Origin of the sequence: Aliiroseovarius sp. S1123 (assembly GCF_023015885.1) — a bacterium.
Taxonomy (GTDB): domain Bacteria; phylum Pseudomonadota; class Alphaproteobacteria; order Rhodobacterales; family Rhodobacteraceae; genus Aliiroseovarius.
In genome coordinates, this window is sequence record NZ_JALKBE010000003.1 from 132,105 (window position 1) to 152,589 (window position 20,485).

The 20,485-nt window shown below is 60.2% G+C and carries 18 protein-coding genes; 3 read left to right on the top strand and 15 right to left on the bottom strand.

Features of this window, described 5'->3' with window-relative positions:
• Positions 1-6 precede the first annotated feature (6 nt).
• The 9 genes from MWU53_RS07445 to MWU53_RS07485 all read right to left on the bottom strand — a co-directional run bounded on the left by MWU53_RS07445 (position 7) and on the right by MWU53_RS07485 (position 11,530).
• The gene (locus MWU53_RS07445; RefSeq protein ID WP_247092017.1) at positions 7-1,134 is read right to left on the bottom strand and encodes a beta-ketoacyl-ACP synthase III; all 1,128 of its coding nucleotides are present in this window, start codon (positions 1,132-1,134) and stop codon (positions 7-9) included.
• Positions 1,135-1,213: 79 nt separating this feature from the next.
• Complete coding sequence (locus MWU53_RS07450) at positions 1,214-1,861, bottom strand: RluA family pseudouridine synthase (protein WP_247092019.1); 648 nt, start codon at positions 1,859-1,861, stop codon at positions 1,214-1,216.
• 36 nt (positions 1,862-1,897) lie between these two features.
• On the bottom strand, positions 1,898-2,800 hold the full coding sequence (gene rarD, locus MWU53_RS07455) for an EamA family transporter RarD (protein ID WP_247092021.1): 903 nt from the start codon (positions 2,798-2,800) through the stop codon (positions 1,898-1,900).
• Between the two features lie 91 nt (positions 2,801-2,891).
• Positions 2,892-5,339 carry an FAD-dependent oxidoreductase gene (locus MWU53_RS07460; RefSeq protein WP_247092023.1) on the bottom strand — a complete coding sequence of 816 codons (2,448 nt, stop codon included), beginning with the start codon at positions 5,337-5,339 and terminating at the stop codon, positions 2,892-2,894.
• An 84-nt stretch (positions 5,340-5,423) separates the two neighbouring features.
• Positions 5,424-6,392 carry a helix-turn-helix domain-containing protein gene (locus tag MWU53_RS07465; RefSeq protein ID WP_247092025.1) on the bottom strand — a complete coding sequence of 323 codons (969 nt, stop codon included), beginning with the start codon at positions 6,390-6,392 and terminating at the stop codon, positions 5,424-5,426.
• A 67-nt stretch (positions 6,393-6,459) separates the two neighbouring features.
• A complete protein-coding gene (locus MWU53_RS07470) occupies positions 6,460-8,904 on the bottom strand; it encodes an FAD-dependent oxidoreductase (RefSeq protein WP_247092028.1) in 2,445 nt (814 codons plus the stop codon).
• 99 nt (positions 8,905-9,003) lie between these two features.
• Entirely contained in the window at positions 9,004-9,582 is a 579-nt protein-coding gene (locus tag MWU53_RS07475) for an XRE family transcriptional regulator (RefSeq protein ID WP_247092030.1), read from the bottom strand.
• A gap of 153 nt (positions 9,583-9,735) precedes the next feature.
• The gene (locus MWU53_RS07480; RefSeq protein ID WP_247092032.1) at positions 9,736-10,188 is read right to left on the bottom strand and encodes a GAF domain-containing protein; all 453 of its coding nucleotides are present in this window, start codon (positions 10,186-10,188) and stop codon (positions 9,736-9,738) included.
• A 163-nt stretch (positions 10,189-10,351) separates the two neighbouring features.
• Positions 10,352-11,530: an acetyl-CoA C-acyltransferase gene (locus MWU53_RS07485; protein WP_247092034.1), complete on the bottom strand. Its 1,179-nt coding sequence runs from the start codon at positions 11,528-11,530 to the stop codon at positions 10,352-10,354.
• A gap of 99 nt (positions 11,531-11,629) precedes the next feature.
• Here MWU53_RS07485 and MWU53_RS07490 point away from each other — a divergent pair, with 99 nt between their 5' ends.
• Both MWU53_RS07490 and MWU53_RS07495 read left to right on the top strand, forming a co-directional pair.
• Positions 11,630-11,977: an STAS domain-containing protein gene (locus tag MWU53_RS07490; protein ID WP_247092036.1), complete on the top strand. Its 348-nt coding sequence runs from the start codon at positions 11,630-11,632 to the stop codon at positions 11,975-11,977.
• Between the two features lie 30 nt (positions 11,978-12,007).
• Positions 12,008-12,460, top strand: a complete 453-nt coding sequence (locus MWU53_RS07495; RefSeq protein WP_247092039.1) for an ATP-binding protein — start codon at positions 12,008-12,010, stop codon at positions 12,458-12,460.
• A gap of 93 nt (positions 12,461-12,553) precedes the next feature.
• Here the strand turns inward: MWU53_RS07495 and hspQ are convergent, their stop codons facing one another.
• The gene (gene hspQ / locus MWU53_RS07500; protein WP_247092041.1) at positions 12,554-12,880 is read right to left on the bottom strand and encodes a heat shock protein HspQ; all 327 of its coding nucleotides are present in this window, start codon (positions 12,878-12,880) and stop codon (positions 12,554-12,556) included.
• Positions 12,881-13,097: 217 nt separating this feature from the next.
• Here hspQ and MWU53_RS07505 point away from each other — a divergent pair, with 217 nt between their 5' ends.
• Positions 13,098-13,673: a transglycosylase SLT domain-containing protein gene (locus tag MWU53_RS07505; protein ID WP_247092043.1), complete on the top strand. Its 576-nt coding sequence runs from the start codon at positions 13,098-13,100 to the stop codon at positions 13,671-13,673.
• Between the two features lie 48 nt (positions 13,674-13,721).
• Here MWU53_RS07505 and MWU53_RS07510 read toward each other — a convergent pair whose 3' ends face one another.
• From MWU53_RS07510 to MWU53_RS07530, 5 genes are all read right to left on the bottom strand, one after another.
• Entirely contained in the window at positions 13,722-14,327 is a 606-nt protein-coding gene (locus MWU53_RS07510) for an outer membrane lipoprotein carrier protein LolA (protein ID WP_247092045.1), read from the bottom strand.
• Between the two features lie 104 nt (positions 14,328-14,431).
• Positions 14,432-14,779: a RidA family protein gene (locus tag MWU53_RS07515; RefSeq protein ID WP_247092047.1), complete on the bottom strand. Its 348-nt coding sequence runs from the start codon at positions 14,777-14,779 to the stop codon at positions 14,432-14,434.
• Between the two features lie 94 nt (positions 14,780-14,873).
• A complete protein-coding gene (locus MWU53_RS07520) occupies positions 14,874-17,798 on the bottom strand; it encodes a DNA translocase FtsK (RefSeq protein ID WP_247092049.1) in 2,925 nt (974 codons plus the stop codon).
• A gap of 12 nt (positions 17,799-17,810) precedes the next feature.
• Positions 17,811-18,992, bottom strand: a complete 1,182-nt coding sequence (locus MWU53_RS07525) for an aminotransferase class I/II-fold pyridoxal phosphate-dependent enzyme (RefSeq protein WP_247092050.1) — start codon at positions 18,990-18,992, stop codon at positions 17,811-17,813.
• A gap of 130 nt (positions 18,993-19,122) precedes the next feature.
• Positions 19,123-20,451 carry an amidase family protein gene (locus tag MWU53_RS07530; protein ID WP_247092052.1) on the bottom strand — a complete coding sequence of 443 codons (1,329 nt, stop codon included), beginning with the start codon at positions 20,449-20,451 and terminating at the stop codon, positions 19,123-19,125.
• Positions 20,452-20,485 lie beyond the last annotated feature (34 nt).

The following is a 20,485-nucleotide window of genomic DNA, read 5'->3' on the forward strand; positions in this document are numbered from 1 at the left end:
CTAACCTCAGGCGCGGCGCACCACAACCGACCCAACCGAGTAGCCTGCGCCGAACGAACAGATCACGCCGGTATCACCCGGCGCCATGTCGTCCGAATATTTCGAGAAGGCAATGATCGACCCGGCGGATGAGGTGTTGGCGTAGTCTTGAAGAATATTGGGCTGCTCATCGGCCTCGGGCGTACGGCCCAGCACCTTCTTCCCGATGAAGTCATTCATCGACTTGTTGGCCTGATGCAGCCACAGCCGCTTCAGATCATCCTGCCCCACACCGATATCCGCGATGTGCCCCAAGATGTGCTTCGACACGATCGGCAGCACCTCTTTGAACACTTTGCGCCCGTTTTGCATGAACTGCATGTCGCGCCGGTCGGGAAGGTCAGCGGTCTCTTCCCGGGTGCGGCGCAGGAAACCGTTGTTGTTGCGAATGTTATTCGAAAATTGAGTCAGGCAGCGGGTCGACAGGATCTCGAAATGATCGCCTTGGACATCTTCCTTGCGCTCGATCAGGGTCGCGGTTGCCACGTCCCCGAAGATGAAGTGGCAATCACGGTCGCGCCATTCCAGATGGGCCGAGCAGATCTCGGGATTGACCACCAGTGCGCGTTTGACCGACCCCGAGCGGATCATGTCAGCGGCGGCCTGAATACCGAATGTCGCTGACGAACACGCCACGTTCATGTCAAACGCAAAGCCGCCCGCGCCCAGCGCCTGTTGGATTTCAATCGCGATGGCCGGATAGGCGCGTTCGTGGTTCGAGGCTGCACAGATCACCAGATCTACGTCCGCCGCGTCACACCCTGCCTGCGCCAAAGCTTTGCGGCAGGCAACTACGCCCATTTCCGTCATGATCCCCGGCTCGTCATCCGCGCGTTCGCGCAGGGTTGGATGCATCACATCGGGATCCAGAACCCCGGTTTTATCCATGACGTAGCGCTGATGAATCCCCGAGGCCGACACGATAAACTCTTCCGAGGAATGGCCCATCTCAGCCACGTCGCCCGCCGCGATGCCATCTGCATTTGCTGCGTTGAACTTGTCGGCATAGGCGTTGAACGCCTTCACCAGTTCAGCGTTTGTAATGATCTGTTCGGGCGTGAATACGCCGGTGCCGGAAATGACGGGCTGATGCATTGGGGCCTCCTTCGCAGGTCGTGCCAGTCAATCAGGAAGCGCGCCGGGCGGCAAGACTTACTGCCCCAAGGTCAAGCCGTCAGAACGGGCATTTCGCCTTGATGGTGATCCCTTTTCCGCCGTCCGGGTGGCGCAAGCGCAGGCTTTCGGCATGCAGCATCAGGCGCGGGGCGTCCAACGCCTCGCCTGTGGCATAAAACGGATCGCCCAGAATGGGATGGCCGAGTTCCAGCATATGCACGCGCAGCTGATGGCTACGGCCCGTCTGCGGGAACAGCCGCATCCGAGTGGCGTTCTCTTCATAGCGCAGGACTTTCCAGTCGGTCACGGCAGGTTTGCCGTTCTCGAAATCCACATGCTGCTTGGGGCGGTTGGGCCAGTCAACGATCAAGGGCAGATCGACGGTGCCTTCCCGTTCTTCAACGCGACCAAAGACCCGCGCCAGATAGGTTTTCTTGGTCTGCCGTTTCTCGAACTGAAGCCCCAGATGGCGCTGCGCGTGTGGCGTCAGTGCAAAGACCATTACGCCCGAGGTATCGCGGTCCAGACGATGAACCAGCAGTGCTTCGGGAAACACCGCCTGAATGCGCGCGATCAGGCAATCGGCCAGATGCTCGCCCTTGCCCGGCACCGACAACAGACCCGAGGGCTTGTCCACGAACAGAAGCTCGTGATCGTGATGCAGGATGACCAAAGGATCCTGAGGCGGGTTGTATTCAGACGACATGCGCGCGGGATAGCGGCTGAGACCCCGCGCCGCAAGTCACCGCTTGCGCCGCATCTGCCGAAACATCGACGTCGTATAGACGATCAGCGCCAGCCAGATCAGCGGGAAGGCGATCAGCTTGGCGCCTCCGAACGGTTCGCGGAAGATGAAGACGGCCACAAGGAAAATCATCGTCGGTGCGATGTATTGCAGGATGCCGATGGTCGACAGACGCAGCAATTTCGCGCCGTTCGCATAGACCATCAGCGGCACAGCCGTCACCAGCCCGCAGCCCATCAGAAGCGCCGTATCCCAAGTCGAAGTGAACAGATGCCCCTGCCCGGTGGCGCCCAGCCAAACGACATAAGCCAGCGCGGGTGGCGTTAGGATCAGCACCTCAAGCAGGAAGCCCTGATTGGGCCCGATGGGCAGCGACTTTTTGAAATAGGCATAGAAACCCCAGGTCAGCATCAGGCTGAGCGCTACCATCGGAAGGCGGCCCGTTTCGACCGTCAGGACGATCACGGCCAACGCCGCCAAAATCACTGCCACCCATTGCGCAGGTGACAAGCGTTCCCCCAACAGCATGGCGCCCATCAGGATCGAAAACAGTGGGTTGATATAATAGCCCAGCGCGGCCTCGACCGTTTGCCCGGCACCAATCGCCCAGATGTAGATGCCCCAGTTGACCGAAATCAGCGTTGCCGTGACCAAGGCCAGAAGCAGGCTTCGGCGATCCATCAGAACGGTCTTCAGATCACGCGTGCGCCCCATGGCAATCAGCACGGCGCCCGCGACGGGGACGGACCAGATCACGCGATGGGCCAGCACCTCGGTTGCGGGCATGTGGGTCAGAAGCTTCAGGTAGAGCGGCAGAAAACCCCACAGCACATAAGCCGTGATCGCAAAGGCAAGCCCTTGCGGCGTATCCACATTTTCGGGTTTGGCAGTAGCTGTCATATCGCGTTCCTCACCCAGCCTTTATGCAGGCCGGATGAGGGATTGGGTAGCGTGAATGTCGTGACACCACGCATCACGTTTCGTGATGGCATCAGACCTTGGCGCGCTCACCTTTCGGGTCGTACATCGGCTTCAGTGAGGCTTCGGCCTTCACACGGGTGCCCGCCACGTCGATCTCATAACTCGACGCCAGCACATCCGCAGCCGTTTCGCCCTTACACGGCACGTAACCCATGCCCATCGCGGCCCCCAGATGGTGCCCGTAGGACCCCGAACTGAGGAAGCCCACGATCTCGCCGTCGCGCAGGACGGGTTCGTTATGATAGAGCAGCGGCTCGGGGTCGGTCAGTTTGAATTGAACCATCCGGTTTTCCAGCCCGCTTTCCTTCTTGGCCAGCACGGCCTCGCGGCCGATGAAGTCCGGCTTGTCGGTCTTCACGGCAAAGCCAAGCCCGGCTTCCAGAACGTGATCTTCGCAGGTGATGTCGTGGCCGAAATGGCGGAAGCCTTTTTCGATCCGGCAGCTGTCCATCATGTGCATGCCGCACAGCTTCAGGCCCATGTCCTGCCCGGCGTCGTACAGCGTTTCGAACACGTGCCCCGCCATGTCAGCCGAGGCATAAATCTCCCACCCCAGCTCACCGACATAGGTCACGCGGTGGGCGCGGGCCAGACCCATGCCGATCTCGATATCCTGCGCGGTGCCGAAGGGATTAGTGGCGTTGGTGAAGTCGTTCGGGCTGACTTTTTCTAGCAGCTTGCGGGCGTTGGGGCCCATCACGGCCAAGACGCCTTCGCCCGCGGTGACATCGGTGATCACCACGCGGAAGTCGCCCACATGACGCTGCATCCATGTCTGGTCGGCCAGACGTGTGGCGGCGGGGGTGACGACCAGATACGAGGTCTCGGTCAGGCGGGTGACGGTCACGTCGGCCTCGATCCCGCCGCGACGGTTCAGGAACTGGGTATAGACGATCTTGCCGTTGGGCACCGCGTAATCGCCGCCACCCACATAGTTCATGAACGCCTCGGCATCCGGGCCTTCGACGCGGATTTTGCCGAAGGACGACATGTCGTACATGCCAACATTCTCGCGAATGGCTTTGTGTTCGGCGGCGGCGTTGTCGAACCAATTGGGGCGGCCCCAAGTGTATTCATACTCCGCCTTCTGACCTTCATTCGCAAACCAGTTGGCGCGTTCCCAACCGGCGAGTTCACCAAAGACCGCGCCCTGTTCCTTCAGGTGGTGGTGGAACGGGGTCCGGCGCACGCCGCGTGCGGTGGCCTTCTGGCGGAACGGGAAGTGGTCGGCATAAAGCAGGCCCAGCGTCTCTTTCGAGCGTTCATACAGGTAGTGCTTGTTGCCTTGGAACGGCTGCATTCGGCTGATGTCGACGTCGCCCAGATCGAAGGGCTTGTCGCCATCCTCCATCCATTGCGCCAATGCCATACCTGCGCCGCCTGCCGACTGAATGCCGATCGAATTAAAGCCCGCCGCGACCCAGACATTGTCCATCTCGGGCGCAAGGCCAAGGTGATAGGCATCGTCAGGCGTGAAGCTTTCCGGGCCGTTAAAGAAGGTGTGGATGCCAGCCTCGGCCAGCATCGGCATACGGTTACAGGCGTTTTCCAAGATCGGCTCAAAGTGGTCGAAATCTTCGGGCAATTGGTCGAACTCGAACGTATCTGCGATACCGTTCATGCCCCACGGTTTCGCGTTTGGTTCAAACGCACCCAGCAGCATCTTGCCTGCGTCTTCCTTGTAATACGCGCATTCGTCCGGCACGCGCAGCACCGGCATCTGGGTCAGGCCAGAAATGGCTTCGGTCACGATATAGAAGTGCTCGCAGGCATGAAGCGGGACGTTCACACCGGCCATACGGCCAACCTCGTGCCCCCACATGCCTGCGCAGTTCACGATCATGTCGCAGGCGATGTGACCCTGTTCCTTACCATCATCCGACGCCCAGTCCACGCCCGTCACCTTGCGCCCATCGCGCTGGATGCCGGTGACCTTGGTGCGCTCTTTGACGGTCGCGCCGCGTTGACGTGCGCCCTTGGCCAAAGCCAGCGCGATGTTGGCCGGGTCGCCCTGCCCGTCTTTGGGCAGCCAGACACCACCGACCACGCCGTCAATGTTCAGATGTTCATAGCGCGACAGGGCTTCTTCGGCGGTGATTTCTTCCACGTCGACGCCAAAGGCGCGGGCCATAGCGGCCTGACGGGCCAGTTCTTCCATCCGCTCAGTGGTCAGCGCCACGCTGATCGAGCCCACACGTTTAAAGCCGGTGGCAACGCCCGTTTCTGCCTCAAGATCGCCATAGAGCTCCTGCGAGTATTTCGCCAGCTTCGTCATGTTCGCCGTCGCGCGCAGCTGGGCAATCAGACCTGCAGCATGCCATGTGGTGCCGGATGTCAGTTGCTTGCGTTCAAGCAGCACCACATCTTTCCAGCCAAGCTTGGTCAGGTGATAGGCGACAGAGCAGCCGATGACGCCGCCACCGATGATGACAACGCGGGCTTGTGTGGGCAGGGACATGACATCACTCCTTGATGGATTCGGGTCGAGATTTGCACGCAGCATCGCGACCAAACATCTTGTTTTCGCCAAAATTGACGGAAATTAGCTATTATAGGCAGGCAAGTTTCCGGTCTTGCGCAGCGACATGGGGGTCACGCCGAAATGGCGGCGAAAGAGCGACGAGAACCCGTTGGGAAAGCCACAGGCCAGCCCGACATCGCGCACGCTCATCGCGGTTTTCAAAAGCAGCGTGTTGGCGTGGTTCAGGCGCAGCTCGCGGTAGTACGCGTTGGGCGTGGTGTGGAAATGCGTGCGGAAATGACGTTCCAGCGAGCGTTCGGAAATCCCCAGCAGCGCCACCAGTTCCGAGATGCGCAGCGGCTCTTCCAGATTGGCCTGCATCAGCTCGACACATTGGTCCAGCGCGCGATTTCCGGTTAGGGTAAGTTCCTTCCCGCCAAAGGGTTGCAGGGTCGAGAATGTGCGGATCTTCTCGTGCAGCATGATGTCGGCCACCGTCGCGACCGAGGCTGCGGACAGGTGGCTACCCAACAGCGCCAGCACAAGGTCATGGGTCGATCCCATCCCCGCGGATGTGATGATGCGACCATCGTCAGCAACCAGCGCATAAGACCCGACCCCAGGCGTGCCGCGTTCGTTCAGAACCGCGCGGTTTTCCCAATGGGTGGTGTGGCTCATCGTTTGTTCGCCGGTCTCGGCGATGTGACGGCTGGCCGCTTCGGACAGCAGGATCACGCGGGCTCCGGCCCATTGATAGGCTTTGATTTCCTTTTGCAGTGACAGCTCTTTCGCGTCGGGGTCGGAATTGCCCAGCACAAATACGTAATGCGCCGACGGTTTGGGGTGGAAGGGCTGGGTCGCTACATCGATCCCAGCACGACAGCGCACATCCCCACCGTGGCGCGACAGATTCTGCCAGCGAAACACCTCGCGCGCGGTGACGCGGTTGGCGATGCGCAGAAGCTCAAGAATGGCGGACAATTCGGTCAAGACAAAGCCGTCTGACATCAGGATGTCGACCTGAACGGGATGTTGGATCATGTCCTTCATCGTCTGTTCCTTCCCTGTTGGTGTGCCCCGCGCATCTTGGCGCGCGCGGGGCGGTTTTATCATGCGATCAGGCGCGCAGACGCTCGTTTGCCGGATCCCACAGCGGTTGGTCTTCCTGCACCACGGCTTTGAACTTCTCGCCGTAGATTTCGACCTCAAGCACGGTGCCGGGGGTGGCCAGTTCGGCACGAACCATGCCCAGCGCGATCGACTTGTTCACGCGATGGCCCCACCCGCCCGAGGTGGTTTCGCCGACGATCTCGTCGCCCGACCAGATGCAGGACATATAGGGCGCGTCGGCGTCCCCGGCCTCGACCGTCAGGGTCACGAAGGATTTCTTCACGCCCTGCTGCATCTCGTTCTGGATCGCGGCCTTGCCCGGGAAGTCCTGTGGCTTGTCCAGCTTGACGAAACGGCCAAGCCCGCCTTCCAGCAGCGAGTAATCCGTCGACAGATCGCCCTTCCACGCACGATAGCCTTTTTCCAGACGCAAAGAATTCAGCGCGTACATGCCGAAGGGCTTGGCGCCACCGTCCACGATCGCGTCATAGATCGCGGGCATGTCCTCGTTCAACGCATGGACTTCCCAGCCCAGCTCGCCCGCGAAGGACACACGCACCAGATGCGCAGGTTTACCAGCGACGGTAGCCGCCTGATGGGTCAGCCAGCCAAGGCTCAGATCCGCATCCGACAAACCTGCCAACAGATCGCGCGACTTGGGTCCGGTCACAATCAGCGTGTCGCGGGTGGTGGTGACGTCCTCGACCGAAACAGTCGCAGGCATCGCTTGCACCAGAATGTCCCGGTCATGCCACTGAGCTGTTGCGGCGGTGATCATGACGAAGTCGTCTTCACCCAGACGCATGCACGACATTTCGGTCAGAATGCGGCCACGGTTGTCTGCGATATAGACCAGGTTGATACGCCCGATCTTGGGCAGGCCACCGGTCACTAGACCGCGCAGAGCCTCGGCAGCACCGTCGCCTTTGACAACAAAGCGCGAGAAGCCCGGCAGGTCCAGAACGCCCACGCCGTCACGCACGGCTTCGCATTCTTCTTTGATACGCGCCTCCCACGGGCCAGAGCGGCCCCATGTGTGCGTCGCTTCTTCCGAGGTATCGTCGCCATCCTGCGCAAACCAGTTGGCACGTTCCCAGCCGTTATATGCCCCCATGACGCCACCAGCAGCGATCACGCGGTCATGAACAGGCGACAGTTTCTTGTCCCGCGCGGCAGTCCATTCGTGATGGGGGAAGTGCATGGCGTATTCGTTGCCGTAGACCTCCATCCCTTTCTGATCGCAGTAATCCTGATCGGTGTAGTCGGTGTAGCGGCGCGGATCGACCGCCCACATGTCCCATTCGCTCGCGCCATCGACGATCCATTCGGCCATGACCTTACCTGCGCCACCGCCTTGCGCGATGCCGAAGGTGAAGACACAGGCCTCGAACGCGTTCTCAACACCCGGCATCGGACCCATCAGGGGCAGACCATCGGGGGCATAGGGGATCGGGCCGTTGATCACGCTGGACACGCCCGAGGTCTCCATCAGCGGCACGCGGGCCATGGCGTCGACGACGATATCCTCGATCCGGTCCAGATCTTCCTGCCACAGCTGGAAGCTGAAATCGTCGGGCATCTTGTCATCACCCAGCCAATGGGCCTTACAATTCGGCTCGTACGGGCCAAGGTTATAGCCGTGCTTTTCCTGACGCAGATAGTACGACACATCCACGTCGCGGATCAGGGGCAGCTTACCGCCATGTGCCTTGGACCAAGCCTCGATTTCCGGGATCTGTTCGGTCAGCAGGTACTGGTGCTCCATCACCATCATCGGCACGGTGCGGCCGCCATAGGGCTTGAACCACTCGCCAACGCGCTGGGCATAGTACCCGGCAGCGTTCACCACGTAATCCGCCTCGATATCACCTTTCTCGGTGTGCACGATCCACGTCTTGTCTTCCTTCTGGGTCACGCCCGTCGCCGGGGTGAAACGCAGAATCTTCTGGCCCAGATCACGCGCACCTTTGGCCATCGCTTGGGTGACCTGAGCCGGATCGATATCGCCATCCGACGGATCCCACAGCACGCCCATCAGGTCGTGAGTTTCAAGGAAGGGATAACGTTCTTTCGCCTGCTCGGGCGTCCACATCTCCATCTCGATGCCCTGATAGCGGCCCATGGAACAGGCGCGTTCAAACTCCTGCATCCGTTCCTTGGTATGCGCCAGACGGATCGAGCCCGTCTGGTGATAGTTCATCGGATAGTCGACCTCTTCGCCCAGACGCGAATACAGCTCGGTCGAATAACGCTGCATGTTCATGATCGCCCAGCTGGTCGAGAACGTCGGCACGTTGCCTGCCGCGTGCCAAGTGGACCCTGCCGTCAGCTCGTTCTTTTCAAGCAACACGCAATCGGTCCAGCCCTTCAGGCCGAGGTGATACAGCGTCGAGGCGCCGACAACACCGCCGCCGATGATGACGACGCGTGCTTTGGTGGGGAAGTCGGACATTGAGGTCTCCATGTGATGCGAGTGTTCGTTGTGTCTGTGGTCCGTTGCGGGTCTGTCGCGCGGCAAGCGTGCGAAAGTGTTGGGCCAGATGCATGGCAATCAATACACCGGCGGCGCGATCACCCAGATCGCAACGGCGGGTTCGTCATAGGGATTTGCCCAGTCATAGGTCTCGTGCTTGATGCGGAAACTGTCGCCGGTCTGCACGGTGAAACTGCGCCCGCCAATGGTCAGGTCCAACTTGCCCGAGACCATATAGCCGACCTCTTGCGTGGGACGGCTGGCGGGGGTCTGCATCTTCGAGTGCGGTGCGAAGGTGGAATGCACCATCTCGAAATCATCAGTCAGGTCGGGGGACAGAAGCTCTTCCCGCAACCCTTCGTGGCTTGCGCCCATCGGGCGTCGATTGCCTGCGCGCACGATCCGCCCCTGCTCGCCCGCGGGCGAGGACTTGTGCGCAAAAAGCAGCGACATGGGCACGCCCAGCGCCTCGGCGATTGCGCGCAGATCGGAAATCGAAGGCTCGGATTTGTCGCGTTCCACTTGACTGACCCACCCAACGGACCGCCCCAAAGCTTCGGCCAGATCCGAGATCGTCATGCCACGCGATTTGCGCAAGGCCCGCAGGTCAGCCCCCAGACTGGTCCGGTTCAGGTGCTGTGGATCGCTGTGTAGCATGTGACCTCCGCATGAATGTTATCGTGAAATTTTCACGCTTTTTTTCATGCTGGGGCAGAAAGGTGATTCGTGGCAAGCCCGAATACGACGAGGAAATGTCGTGTTCAGGCCGCCAAACGGGGCAGATCTTCGGGGATTCGGCGGGAAATCGACCTAGCGCGCGAAGGTCTCTGACAGGATTTTCGCAAGCGCCTCAGCGTCGTCCTGCGTGAAGGCGGCAGGCTGATCGCTGTCGATATCCAGCACCGCAATCAGCGCACCATCTGCGTTCCAGACCGGCAACACGACTTCAGAGCGGGTCGAAGACGCGCAGGCGATGTGGCCGGGGAAGGCGTCAACGTCATCGACCAATTGAACCTCGCCCGTGCGTGCCGCAGCACCACACACCCCGCGCGAGAACGGGATTTGCAAACAGCCATGCCCGCCCTGATACGGCCCGATCTTCAACATCTCGGGCGCGGCCACGCGGTAGAAGCCTGTCCAATCGAACCGGTCATCTGCGTGATGCAGCTCGCACGTGACAGTGGCCATCAGGGCGACCTCGTCGGTCTCGCCTTCGGTCAGCGAGGCGATGATCTGGGCGGTCTCAGAATAGTTGATCTTCATGGTGTTTTCCAAATGAAAAGGGCGCGGAAACCCGCGCCCAAAAGCATCCGACTTTCAACTTGAAACATACTGCGGCGCGAATGTCCCGAAAATGCGAAGCATGGCAGGGTATTCGTGCCTCACGTGAAGGTCGAATGCTTTAATCTAGCAGGTCTATGTGACCTTACACGCGTTCGATCGCGATGGCAGTACCTTCGCCACCGCCGATGCAGATCGCGGCCACACCACGTTTCAGACCACGCTTTTCCAGCGCGTTCAAGAGCGTGACCATGATGCGCGTGCCCGAGGCACCGATCGGGTGGCCCAATGCACAAGCGCCACCGTTCACGTTCACGATGTCACGTGACAGGCCCATTTCATGCATGAAGGCCATGGGAACAACGGCGAAGGCCTCGTTCACTTCCCACAGATCCACGTCGTCTTTGGTCCAGCCCAGACGGTCCAGCAGCTTTTGCGCAGCAGGCACGGGGGCGGTGGTGAACAGGTTGGGCTCTTGCGCGTGGCTGGCGTGGCCCATGATGCGCGCGCGGATTTTCAGACCCGCTGCATTGGCGGCCTCTTCCGATGCAATGACCAGAGCCGCCGCACCGTCCGAGATCGACGAGCTGTTGGCGGGCGTCACCGTACCATCCTTGCGGAAGGCGGGCTTCAGGGTCGGGATCTTGTCGGGGCGTGCGTTGCCGGGCTGTTCGTCCTCGGCCACCACAACGTCGCCCTTGCGGGTCTTGATGGTGACGGCGGCAATCTCGCCTTCAAACGCACCGGTCTTCTGGGCTTCCAGCGAGTTCGCCAGCGACTTCAGCGCATATTCGTCTTGCGCTTCGCGCGTGAACTGAAAGCTCTCGGCGCAATCCTCGGCAAAGGTGCCCATCAGGCGGCCCTTATCGTAGGCGTCTTCCAGACCATCCAGGAACATGTGGTCGACGACCGCACCGTGGCCGATCCGCGCGCCGCTGCGCATCTTGGGCAGAATGTAGGGGGCTTCGGTCATGCTCTCCATGCCGCCGGCAACCATGATGTCGGTGCCACCCAGCGCGACCTGATCATACGCGATCATCGCGGTCTTCATGCCCGAGCCACACATCTTGTTCAGCGTGGTGGCGGGAACCTCTTTGCCCAGACCGGCGGCAAAACCGGCCTGACGCGCCGGTGCCTGACCCTGGCCTGCGGGCAGTACGCAGCCCATCAGCAGCTCTTCGATCTGGCTGGCCTCGGCGCCTGCATCTTCCAACGCCGCCTTGATCGCCGCGCCGCCCAGTTCCGAAGCCGTCACACCCGAGAATGCGCCCTGAAATCCGCCCATGGGGGTGCGCGCCGCCCCTGCGATAACCACGTTTTTCATCATAGCCTCCAACCAATGCTTTTCCCGTACTCGCTTACCGAATGGTAAGGATCGCCGTCTAGACTGTAGTTCTACTAACCGCGAGGAAGGAGCGACCCTGTGCAGCTTACCTATCAAGACGGGCCCGAGGCCCGAGTGATCACTGTAGACAACAGTCGACTTGACGCCGCCATCGCCATCAAGTTCAAAGACCAGATGCGCGACATGACGTCGGATGGCCCGCAACGTGTTGTTGTGGACATGACGAAAGTCGACTTCATTGACTCAAGCGGCCTTGGCGCGATTGTCGCCGCCATGAAGCAAGTCCCCGAGGGACGCAGTTTCGAGCTGGCCGCCCTGTCCAAAACTGTCGGCAAGGTCTTTGCGCTGACACGTATGGATTCGGTCTTTACCATCCACGATAACGTGGATGCGGCCCTTGATGGCGGTCTTGCCAACGCCAGCTGACAATACCGCACTTACAGGAGTGCTCAGACCTTGCAGAACGCGGCGACGCCACTTTCGGATCAGAACCTGCAGCTGGAAATTCCAAGCGATAACCTGTCTGTGCGGCAGGCCTTGGGGAAGGTGCTTTCCCTGACCCTGTCCGCAGAAGAAAAATCTGTGGTCGAAATTGTGCTTGCTGAGGTTCTGAACAACATTGTCGAGCACGCCTATCAGGAAAAGCCTACGGGACGTATCGATCTGTCTGTCGACCAATCGGACACGGGGCTACGCGTTCAGGTTCAGGACGAAGGGCTGCCTTTGCCGGCAGACCTGCCCAATGCGCCGGTCGAACATAATCTAACCTGTGAAGTCAGTGACTTGCCCGAAGGGGGATTCGGCTGGCTTTTGGTGCGCGAGCTGACCGAAGAACTGCAGTATGAACGGCGCGATGGACGAAATATCCTGTCCTTCAGGATCCCAAAACCCGAGGACGAACAGGCCTGATATTGGGTCTGAACGCGATCTCTCAGGGTGGCGAAAAAGATAGGAAAACGCGCGCCTGCCAGCGGGTTGGCCGCGTTTCGAAACGGGGTGGCGCTAGTTCAGTTGAACCTGCAGCGGGTACTGGCCGTCTTCGAAATCGCCGAAAAGATCAGGCAGATCAGGATGTTCAATCGGCTCGCCCGAGTGATCTTCGACCAGGTTCTGCTCGGACACATAGGCCACGTAGTAGCTTTGATCATTCTCGGCCAGCAGGTGATAAAACGGTTGATCCTTGGACGGGCGGCTGTCTTCGGGAATGGCGTCATACCATTCTTCGGTGTTGGAAAAAATCGCATCCACGTCAAAAACCACCCCCCGGAAGGGATGCTTCCGGTGGCGCACAACTTGGCCCAGATGATATTTCGCGTGTGTCTTCAACATTACTCCAACCTTGTCCCATGACTAACGCCGAACACCTTGGCTTGTCCATGCGGCTTGGTCGGATTTTTTGGAAACAGTTTGGGCATCTTTGCCCCGGCAGGTTTCGCTCTGCCCCGATCAGCAAAGATGCGCCGCGGGTGCGAAAAAGGCCGATCAGGTGATTCCCACAGCCCCCAAAATCCGTTAGAATGGTGAAAAACATACGAGCAGTAGGCAGATGAAAAAACTCATTCTCGCGACCATGGTCGTGGCGTTCGTGGCGTCATGTGGCGGTGGCTCCAAGGCTCCGCGCAATCTGGACAATGCGTGCAGTATCGTGCGCCAGCAGCCCAAGATCTTGCGGGCCATGAAGAAGACCGAACGGAAATGGAATGTCCCAGTTCACGTCCAGATGGCGATCGTCTATCAGGAATCGAAATTCGTACATGATGCGCGCACGCCGGTGAAATACGTGTTGGGCGTGCTGCCTATGGGGCGCCAAAGCTCGGCCTATGGCTATGCGCAGGCGCTGGACGGTACATGGAAAGAATACCAGCGGGCCGAAGGCGGCCGCGGTGCCAAACGGACCAGCATTCAGGACGCGACGGATTTCATGGGTTGGTATATGACCAAAACGAACGAGGTCACGGGCATTCCGCTACATGATGCGCGCAACCAATATCTGGCCTATCACGAGGGTCGGACCGGTTACCTGCGTGGCAGCTACAAGTCGAAATCCTGGCTGGTGCGCGTGGCGGACGAGGTCGCAAGCCGTTCGATCATGTATCAAATCCAGCTGGCAAACTGCCGATAAGCCAATCTCTGACCCGGAAAACCCGGGTCAGATTTTCCGTTTCGGCGCTTAGTTGCTCGACCGTTTGTTGATCGCAGCCGTGATCGAAAACAGCGACGCGCGAAGGTCCATGCCTTTCTCAAGCTCGCCCAGAAGAACCGTCGTCTGCGAGCCCGCGTTGTCGGTGATCACCCACTGGCGCAGCTCGGTCGGATTTGCGGTGAACTTCAGCTCGATCGTCCCGACCTCGGGATTCTCAGGGTCCTGCGCCACAACCGTGGTGGCCGTCCCATCATAGCCGTGACCCACCACCATGTTGGCCTGACCCAAATTCACATTGCGCGCCAGAATCAGGTTCAACGGCGTGCGTTTCAACGGGTACTGCTGCGGTCCCGCGTTGGATTTCCCATCAAAGATCGCAACTTGCGATCCGCCTGCCACGACCAGCGCATCCATCGGCGGGTTGTATTCAAAGCGCGCGCGCCCCGGACGTTTCAGATAGATCGTCCCGGTCGAAATCGTGCCGTCGTCATTGATCTGGGTGAACTGCGATTTGGCGGTGCTTAGACCGTTCAAATAGCTGGAAATCGCATTCAGGCTGATCTTTTCGGCCTGAGCCGGAAGCGCCGTGGCCATCAGGGCCAATGCGGCGAAAGTCATACGCAAGGGGGTCATTCATCCTACCTTTACTGCTCGGGCTTATCTTATCCCGTTTGATATGGGAAATTTAAGCCCGAACAGTAGATGATAGGCGATAACGCGCCTTTCAAGGTGGGCGGTTACTCGATAACCGCGGCGGTCACGATCACTTCAACCTTGTGATCCGGGGTCGCCAGTTCAGCCGAGCCGGTGGCGCGGGCAGGCGCGTGGCCCTTGGGAACCCAAGCGTCCCAGACCGAGTTCATCTCGGCGAAGTCTTTCATGTCGGCCATCCAGATGATCGCCTGCAGCATGTGCTTGGTCGAGGAACCAGCCTCGTCCAGCAGCTTTTCGACCTGCTCAAGACATTCGCGGGTCTGCTCGGCCACGCTGTTGCCGGGGGTGCCGACCTGACCGGCCAGATAGACGATACCCTTGTGGGTGACGCTTTGGCTCATACGGTCGGTTGTGTGACGACGTTGAATCATAGGTTTGCCTCAGTTGTGTTGTCGTTTGTTGTCGTTGAAAGTCGCGCCGCCCCCAAAGGGACGGCGCTGTCCGGATCGCTGTCCGGGCGGGGCGTTACTGCTGTTCTGGAATTAGGATTTCGCGTTTTCCGACATGATTTGATGCGGAAACGAGGCCTTCGTCCTCCATCTGTTCGACCAGACGCGCGGCTTTGTTATAGCCGATGCCAAGCTTGCGCTGGATATACGAAGTCGAGCATTTGCGATCCTTGATCACAATCCCAACCGCCTGATCATAAAGCGCATCTTCGCCGTTGGTGTTGCCACCGGTGTTCAGCCCAAGAACCGCGTCGATATTGTCAGCCTTGTCTTCCGACGGGCCATCCGACACGCCGCCCACATATTCGGGCGGGCCGAAGCTTTTCAGGTAGGTGACGATTTCCTCGACTTCCTCGTCGGACACGAACGGACCATGCACGCGGGTGATTTTCGAACCGCCCGCCATGTAGAGCATGTCACCCATGCCCAAAAGTTGCTCGGCGCCTTGCTCACCCAGAATGGTGCGGCTGTCGACTTTCGAGGTCACCTGGAACGAAATCCGGGTCGGGAAGTTGGCTTTGATCGTGCCGGTGATCACGTCAACCGACGGGCGCTGCGTGGCCATGATAATGTGAATGCCGGATGCACGGGCCATCTGGGCCAGACGCTGGATGCAGGCTTCGATTTCCTTGCCCGCGACCATCATCAGGTCCGCCATTTCGTCGACCACAACCACGATGAAGGGTAGCTTCTTGGGGGCGAACTCTTCGCTCTCGAAGATCGGTTCGCCGGTATCGTCGTCAAAGCCCGTCTGAACGGTGCGCTCGAACATCTCGCCTTTGGCCAGCGTGTCGGCGACGCGGCTGTTATAGCCTTCGATGTTGCGCACGCCCATTTTGGACATCTTGCGATAGCGTTCTTCCATCTCGCCCACGACCCATTTCAGGGCGACGACCGCCTTTTTCGGATCGGTCACAACAGGCGACAACAGGTGCGGAATGCCATCATAGACAGACAGTTCCAACATCTTCGGGTCGATCATGATCATCCGGCAGTCTTCCGGCGTCAGCTTATAGAGCAGCGACATGATCATGGTGTTGATGGCCACGGATTTACCTGACCCGGTGGTCCCTGCGATCAACAGGTGGGGCATCTTGGCAAGGTTCGCCACGACGGGTTCGCCGCCAATATCCTTGCCCAGCGCCAGCGGCAGGCGCTGATTACCGTCGCCAAAGTCTCGGGTCGACAGGATCTCGCGGAAGGACACCATCTCGCGGCGTTCGTTGGGCAGTTCGATCCCGATGACCGAACGACCGGGCACGGTCGACACACGCGCCGACAGGGCCGACATCGATCGCGCGATGTCGTCGGCCAGACCGATGACACGGCTGGCTTTCAGGCCGGGGGCGGGTTCCAGTTCGTACATTGTAACGACGGGACCGGGACGGACGGACACGATCTCGCCCTTCACGCCATAGTCATCCAGAACGGTTTCCAGCATCCGCGCGTTTTCTTCCAGCGCCTCGTCCGACAGAACGTGACGCTCGATCGTGGTGGGGTTCGCCAGAAGGTTCAGCGGCGGAAGCTCGTATCCCGGATGGGCATCGTCAAATTTCAACGCGGGCTGGGATTCAGCTTTTGCACGGGTCGAGGGCTGGGTTGGCTTCTTCGGCGGGTGCTGCACAACTTTTTTGGCAGGCTGGGTGAAGCCCGAATGCTGGGGCGTATAGACGCGCACCTCGGGTTCCACCGACGGAGCCATCAAATCTTCGACGATCATGTCGTCTTCTGCCAGTTCTGCCTCCAGCGATACGTCGACCATCGGAGCCGCATACGGGTCTTCCATCGGGACAGCCATGTCCGGCTCGGCCGGCATCGAGGTATTCAGAATCATCGGATCCGGGCTGCGGCGGTGACGCGACACGGCACGCTCTAGCGGCGGCTCGGCGCGCATCGGATTGGCAATGGGCATCTGACGCGAGCGGTTCTTCAGGGCCGACGCGATCTTGGCACGAATACGATCTTCACCGCCCAGTTCTTCCGAAATTTCGCCTTCGAAAACAGCGGGTTCTACCAGCTCGGGCTCGGGCTCGACATTACGGCGCATCAGGGATGCCAGCAGACCCTGCTTTTGCGGCGCCGGGGCGGGCTCTTCATACTGCATAGCTTCGGGCGCGCCATGCATCGGAGGTTCCGGGCGCAGCACACGCGCGGTGCGCAAGGGCGGCGGGGACGAGAACTCTTCCTCGAACAGTTCTTGATATTCTTCTTGCGCCTGCTGCTGTTCCTTGCGGGCCGCGTACCGGTCCTGCATGTGGCGCGCCGTGGCGGCGGCGCCTGTGGCCGCACCTTTGGCACCCCTGCCCATCAGGGATACAACGCCCGCATAGGTCATGATGACGCCGACCACCAGGAAATGGCCGATGCGTTTCAGTTCGACCCGGTCCAGCCCGACCACGAACATAGTCATGGCGATGGCCGCAATGGCCGCAATCACCGACATGGCTTTCAAGCCTGCGCCAGCGCTAATCGGCAGCGCCGACAGCAGCGCGCCCAGCACGGTGTCGCCAAACAATCCGCCCAGGCCAAACGAATGGGTCCAGCCAGCGCCCGGCACCAAGGTCGATGCATAGACCGAGCACAGCGCCACAGCGATCGGCGCGAAGATCAGGCGCGCAACGGCGCGTTCTTCCCCGTAATGGAAGGTCATGCGCAGCCCCCAGACCACAAGGATCAGCGACAGCGCCCAAGAACCAAGACCCGCGATCACCGACAGAGGCGAGGCAACAAAGGCACCAAACCGGCCCAGTGCGTTCTGCGCAGGCGTATCGGTGGCCGACATCCAGCCGGGATCTTCAGGCGAATAGCTTCCAAGGATCAACGCAATCACGATGCCAAGCGCAATCAGACCGATGCCCAAAAGCTCTTTCCCGCGTCGTTCCAACACCGCTTGCGTGGTGCTGTCGAAAATCGGATCTCGTTGTTTCGCCTGATACGCCATACCACCTCGTCCTTACTTGTACAGTCCGTCGCGGATCTGGATCAGACCACGCGTCATGTCTTCTTTTGGGGCCACCATGGCGACCCGGATGAACCCCTTTCCGGGGTTTTCTTCATTCACGTCCCGCGACAGATACGCGCCGGGCAGAACCCGCACGCCAGTCTCGGTCCACATTTTCATCGCTGCAGCCTCGCCGTCCTCGACGGGCAGCCACAGGAAAAAGCCGGCTTCTGGGGGCCTGTAGCCCGGAACACCCGCAAAAATCTCGTCCGCGATAGCGTACTTTTCTTGGTACAACCGGCGGTTCTCGATCACGTGGTCTTCGTCGGTCCACGCCCGTTCGGCCACGCGCTGCAAGGGCAACGGCAAAGGCGCACCAGCATAGGCGCGCAGCTGGCGCACCCGCTTGATGCTTTCCGGGCCACCAGCCACAAAGCCAGAGCGCAGGCCGGGCAGGTTTGATCGTTTCGACAGTGAATGGAAGATCGTCACGCGTTCCGGGTCAGCGCCGCCTTCGCGGGCAACCTCAAGCGCGCCGGGGGGCGGCGCGTCACGGTAGATCTCGGAATAACACTCGTCCGCAAAAATCTTGAAATCATACTTCTCGGCCAGCGCAATCAGGTTCGCCCAGTAATCGCGGTCTGCAACGGCGCCTTGCGGGTTGGTGGGCGAACAGATGAAGGCAACCTCGGTCCGGTTTAGGATCTCGGGCGGAAGCTTCGAATAATCGGGCAGGAAGTTGTTGTCGGGTGTCGCGGGCAGAAACACGGGTTCTGCGCCCACCGTCACGGCGGCAACCGCATAGACCTGATAGAACGGGTTCGGGATCAGAACGACGGGCTTTTCGCCACGCGACGTCTGTTCCGGGCAAAGGGCAATCAATGCGTTGAACAGACCTTCGCGGGTTCCGTTCAGCGCCATGATTTGATCGTTGGGGACATCCACGCCATAGCGTCGATCCAGCCAGCCGGAAATCGCATCCAGCAGCTCGGGTGCGCCGTCGTTGGGTGGATATTTCGCAAATCCATCAACGGCTTGGGCCAACACTTCGGGCACCCAGCTTGGGAAAGGATGTTTGGGCTCGCCAATGGTCATATGCATGACCTCTCCGCCCGGCGCATGAGCGTCGAGAAGGGTCCGCAAACGCGGGAATGCATACTCGGGCAAGCCGGAATACCGCTCGGGAAACGTCATTGGAACGTCTTTATACTGCCTCAGTTTTCGGGATCATGTCGCCCCGTTACCGATGACGATAGCCTGCAAATCCCGGCTGGTCCAGAATTTCGCCGTAAAAATCGACGCTTGGAGAGTTCAGTTGTGGCTTTTAGGACAACACCGCCTCGCAAGCCGCACCAAGACGCAGCAGGCGTTCTTCACCCATCGGTGCGCCCAGCAGCATGATCCCGGTCGACGGCAGACCCGTCGGCAAGCTGAGACCGCATAGTCCCAGCAGGTTGCCGATCCGCGTGTTGCGCAGTGCCCAGAGGTTCTCTTCAACGTAGTAGTCATGGTCCGACATCAGGCGATCGACATTGGGTGGCATGATGGCCGAGGTCGGAAGGACCACCGCGTCATAGCCGGCGATTTCGGACAGGAACTCGGCGCGGATGTCGTCAAGCCGCTGCCACGCCGCTACAAAATCCGCACCCGAGAAGGACGCACCTGCCATGAACCGCTCGCGAATTTCGGCGAACATCAGGTCGGGCTGGGCTTTGATCTGTTCGCGCCACGTGGCGTAGGCTTCGGTGGTGAACAGAACGCCAGACATGGCCAACGCCTCGTCCACGATGGGAAGATGCTGGCGTTTGACCGTCGCGCCGCCATCCATCAGACGGCCCAGCGCGCTGTCGAAACCGGCCAGCGGTTCATCGCGACAGCCCTCGAACCCGTTTTCCAGCACCAGAAGACGGGTGTTTTTCAGGGATGCGCCGCGCAGATCGGCGGGCGTCCCGCCTTCAAGCGTCGCCAGCATCAGGGCGGCGTCTTCAACCGTACGGCACAAGGGCCCGACCGTATCAAAGCTGGCCACCAAGGGCACAACGCCCTTCAAGGACACTCGGCCCGAGGTCGTTTTCAACCCCACCAGATCGTTCCACGCCGACGGGATTCGCACCGATCCGCCCGTGTCCGAACCGATCCCACACGGCGCCAATCCAAACGCCACTGAGGTCGCCGCCCCGGACGAACTGCCGCCCGATACGGCGTCATGGTCGTTCACACAGGGGCTGGTCGCGGTGACCGGATTCAGGCCAAGGCCCGAGAAGGCAAGCTCGCTCATATGCGTTTTGCCAAGGCAGATCATCCCGGCGGCTGTGGCGTTGCGCAGAACCTCGGCATCCTGATTGGGTACGCGGTCTTTCAGAAGGGCGGACCCGGCTTCGGTCGCGACACCCGCCGTATCAAACAGGTCTTTCCAGCTGATCGGCACACCGTCCAGCGGACCAAGACGGTGGCCGATCCGTACACGTTCTGATGCCGCGCGGGCCTCGGACATGGCGCGATCCTCGGTCAAGCGGGCATAGATGCGGTCGCCAAACGGATGGGCCTTGATGGCGTCCAGATAGGTACGCGTCAGGTCCACCGGGTCAATCTCGCCCTTGGCAATGCCCCGGCCCAGATCTGCCATGCTCATGGTCAGCCATGCGTTGCTCATCCCTGCCTCCGTTTTTCCCTGTTCGATGGACGGT

Coding starts and splice junctions, on each gene's coding strand:
- MWU53_RS07445 (WP_247092017.1), bottom strand. CDS start 1,134: ATGCATCAGCCCGTCATTTCCGGCACCGGCGTATTCACGCCCGAACAG.
- MWU53_RS07450 (WP_247092019.1), bottom strand. CDS start 1,861: ATGTCGTCTGAATACAACCCGCCTCAGGATCCTTTGGTCATCCTGCAT.
- rarD (WP_247092021.1), bottom strand. CDS start 2,800: ATGACAGCTACTGCCAAACCCGAAAATGTGGATACGCCGCAAGGGCTT.
- MWU53_RS07460 (WP_247092023.1), bottom strand. CDS start 5,339: ATGTCCCTGCCCACACAAGCCCGCGTTGTCATCATCGGTGGCGGCGTC.
- MWU53_RS07465 (WP_247092025.1), bottom strand. CDS start 6,392: ATGAAGGACATGATCCAACATCCCGTTCAGGTCGACATCCTGATGTCA.
- MWU53_RS07470 (WP_247092028.1), bottom strand. CDS start 8,904: ATGTCCGACTTCCCCACCAAAGCACGCGTCGTCATCATCGGCGGCGGT.
- MWU53_RS07475 (WP_247092030.1), bottom strand. CDS start 9,582: ATGCTACACAGCGATCCACAGCACCTGAACCGGACCAGTCTGGGGGCT.
- MWU53_RS07480 (WP_247092032.1), bottom strand. CDS start 10,188: ATGAAGATCAACTATTCTGAGACCGCCCAGATCATCGCCTCGCTGACC.
- MWU53_RS07485 (WP_247092034.1), bottom strand. CDS start 11,530: ATGAAAAACGTGGTTATCGCAGGGGCGGCGCGCACCCCCATGGGCGGA.
- hspQ (WP_247092041.1), bottom strand. CDS start 12,880: ATGTTGAAGACACACGCGAAATATCATCTGGGCCAAGTTGTGCGCCAC.
- MWU53_RS07505 (WP_247092043.1), top strand. CDS start 13,098: ATGAAAAAACTCATTCTCGCGACCATGGTCGTGGCGTTCGTGGCGTCA.
- MWU53_RS07510 (WP_247092045.1), bottom strand. CDS start 14,327: ATGACCCCCTTGCGTATGACTTTCGCCGCATTGGCCCTGATGGCCACG.
- MWU53_RS07515 (WP_247092047.1), bottom strand. CDS start 14,779: ATGATTCAACGTCGTCACACAACCGACCGTATGAGCCAAAGCGTCACC.
- MWU53_RS07520 (WP_247092049.1), bottom strand. CDS start 17,798: ATGGCGTATCAGGCGAAACAACGAGATCCGATTTTCGACAGCACCACG.
- MWU53_RS07525 (WP_247092050.1), bottom strand. CDS start 18,992: ATGACGTTTCCCGAGCGGTATTCCGGCTTGCCCGAGTATGCATTCCCG.
- MWU53_RS07530 (WP_247092052.1), bottom strand. CDS start 20,451: ATGAGCAACGCATGGCTGACCATGAGCATGGCAGATCTGGGCCGGGGC.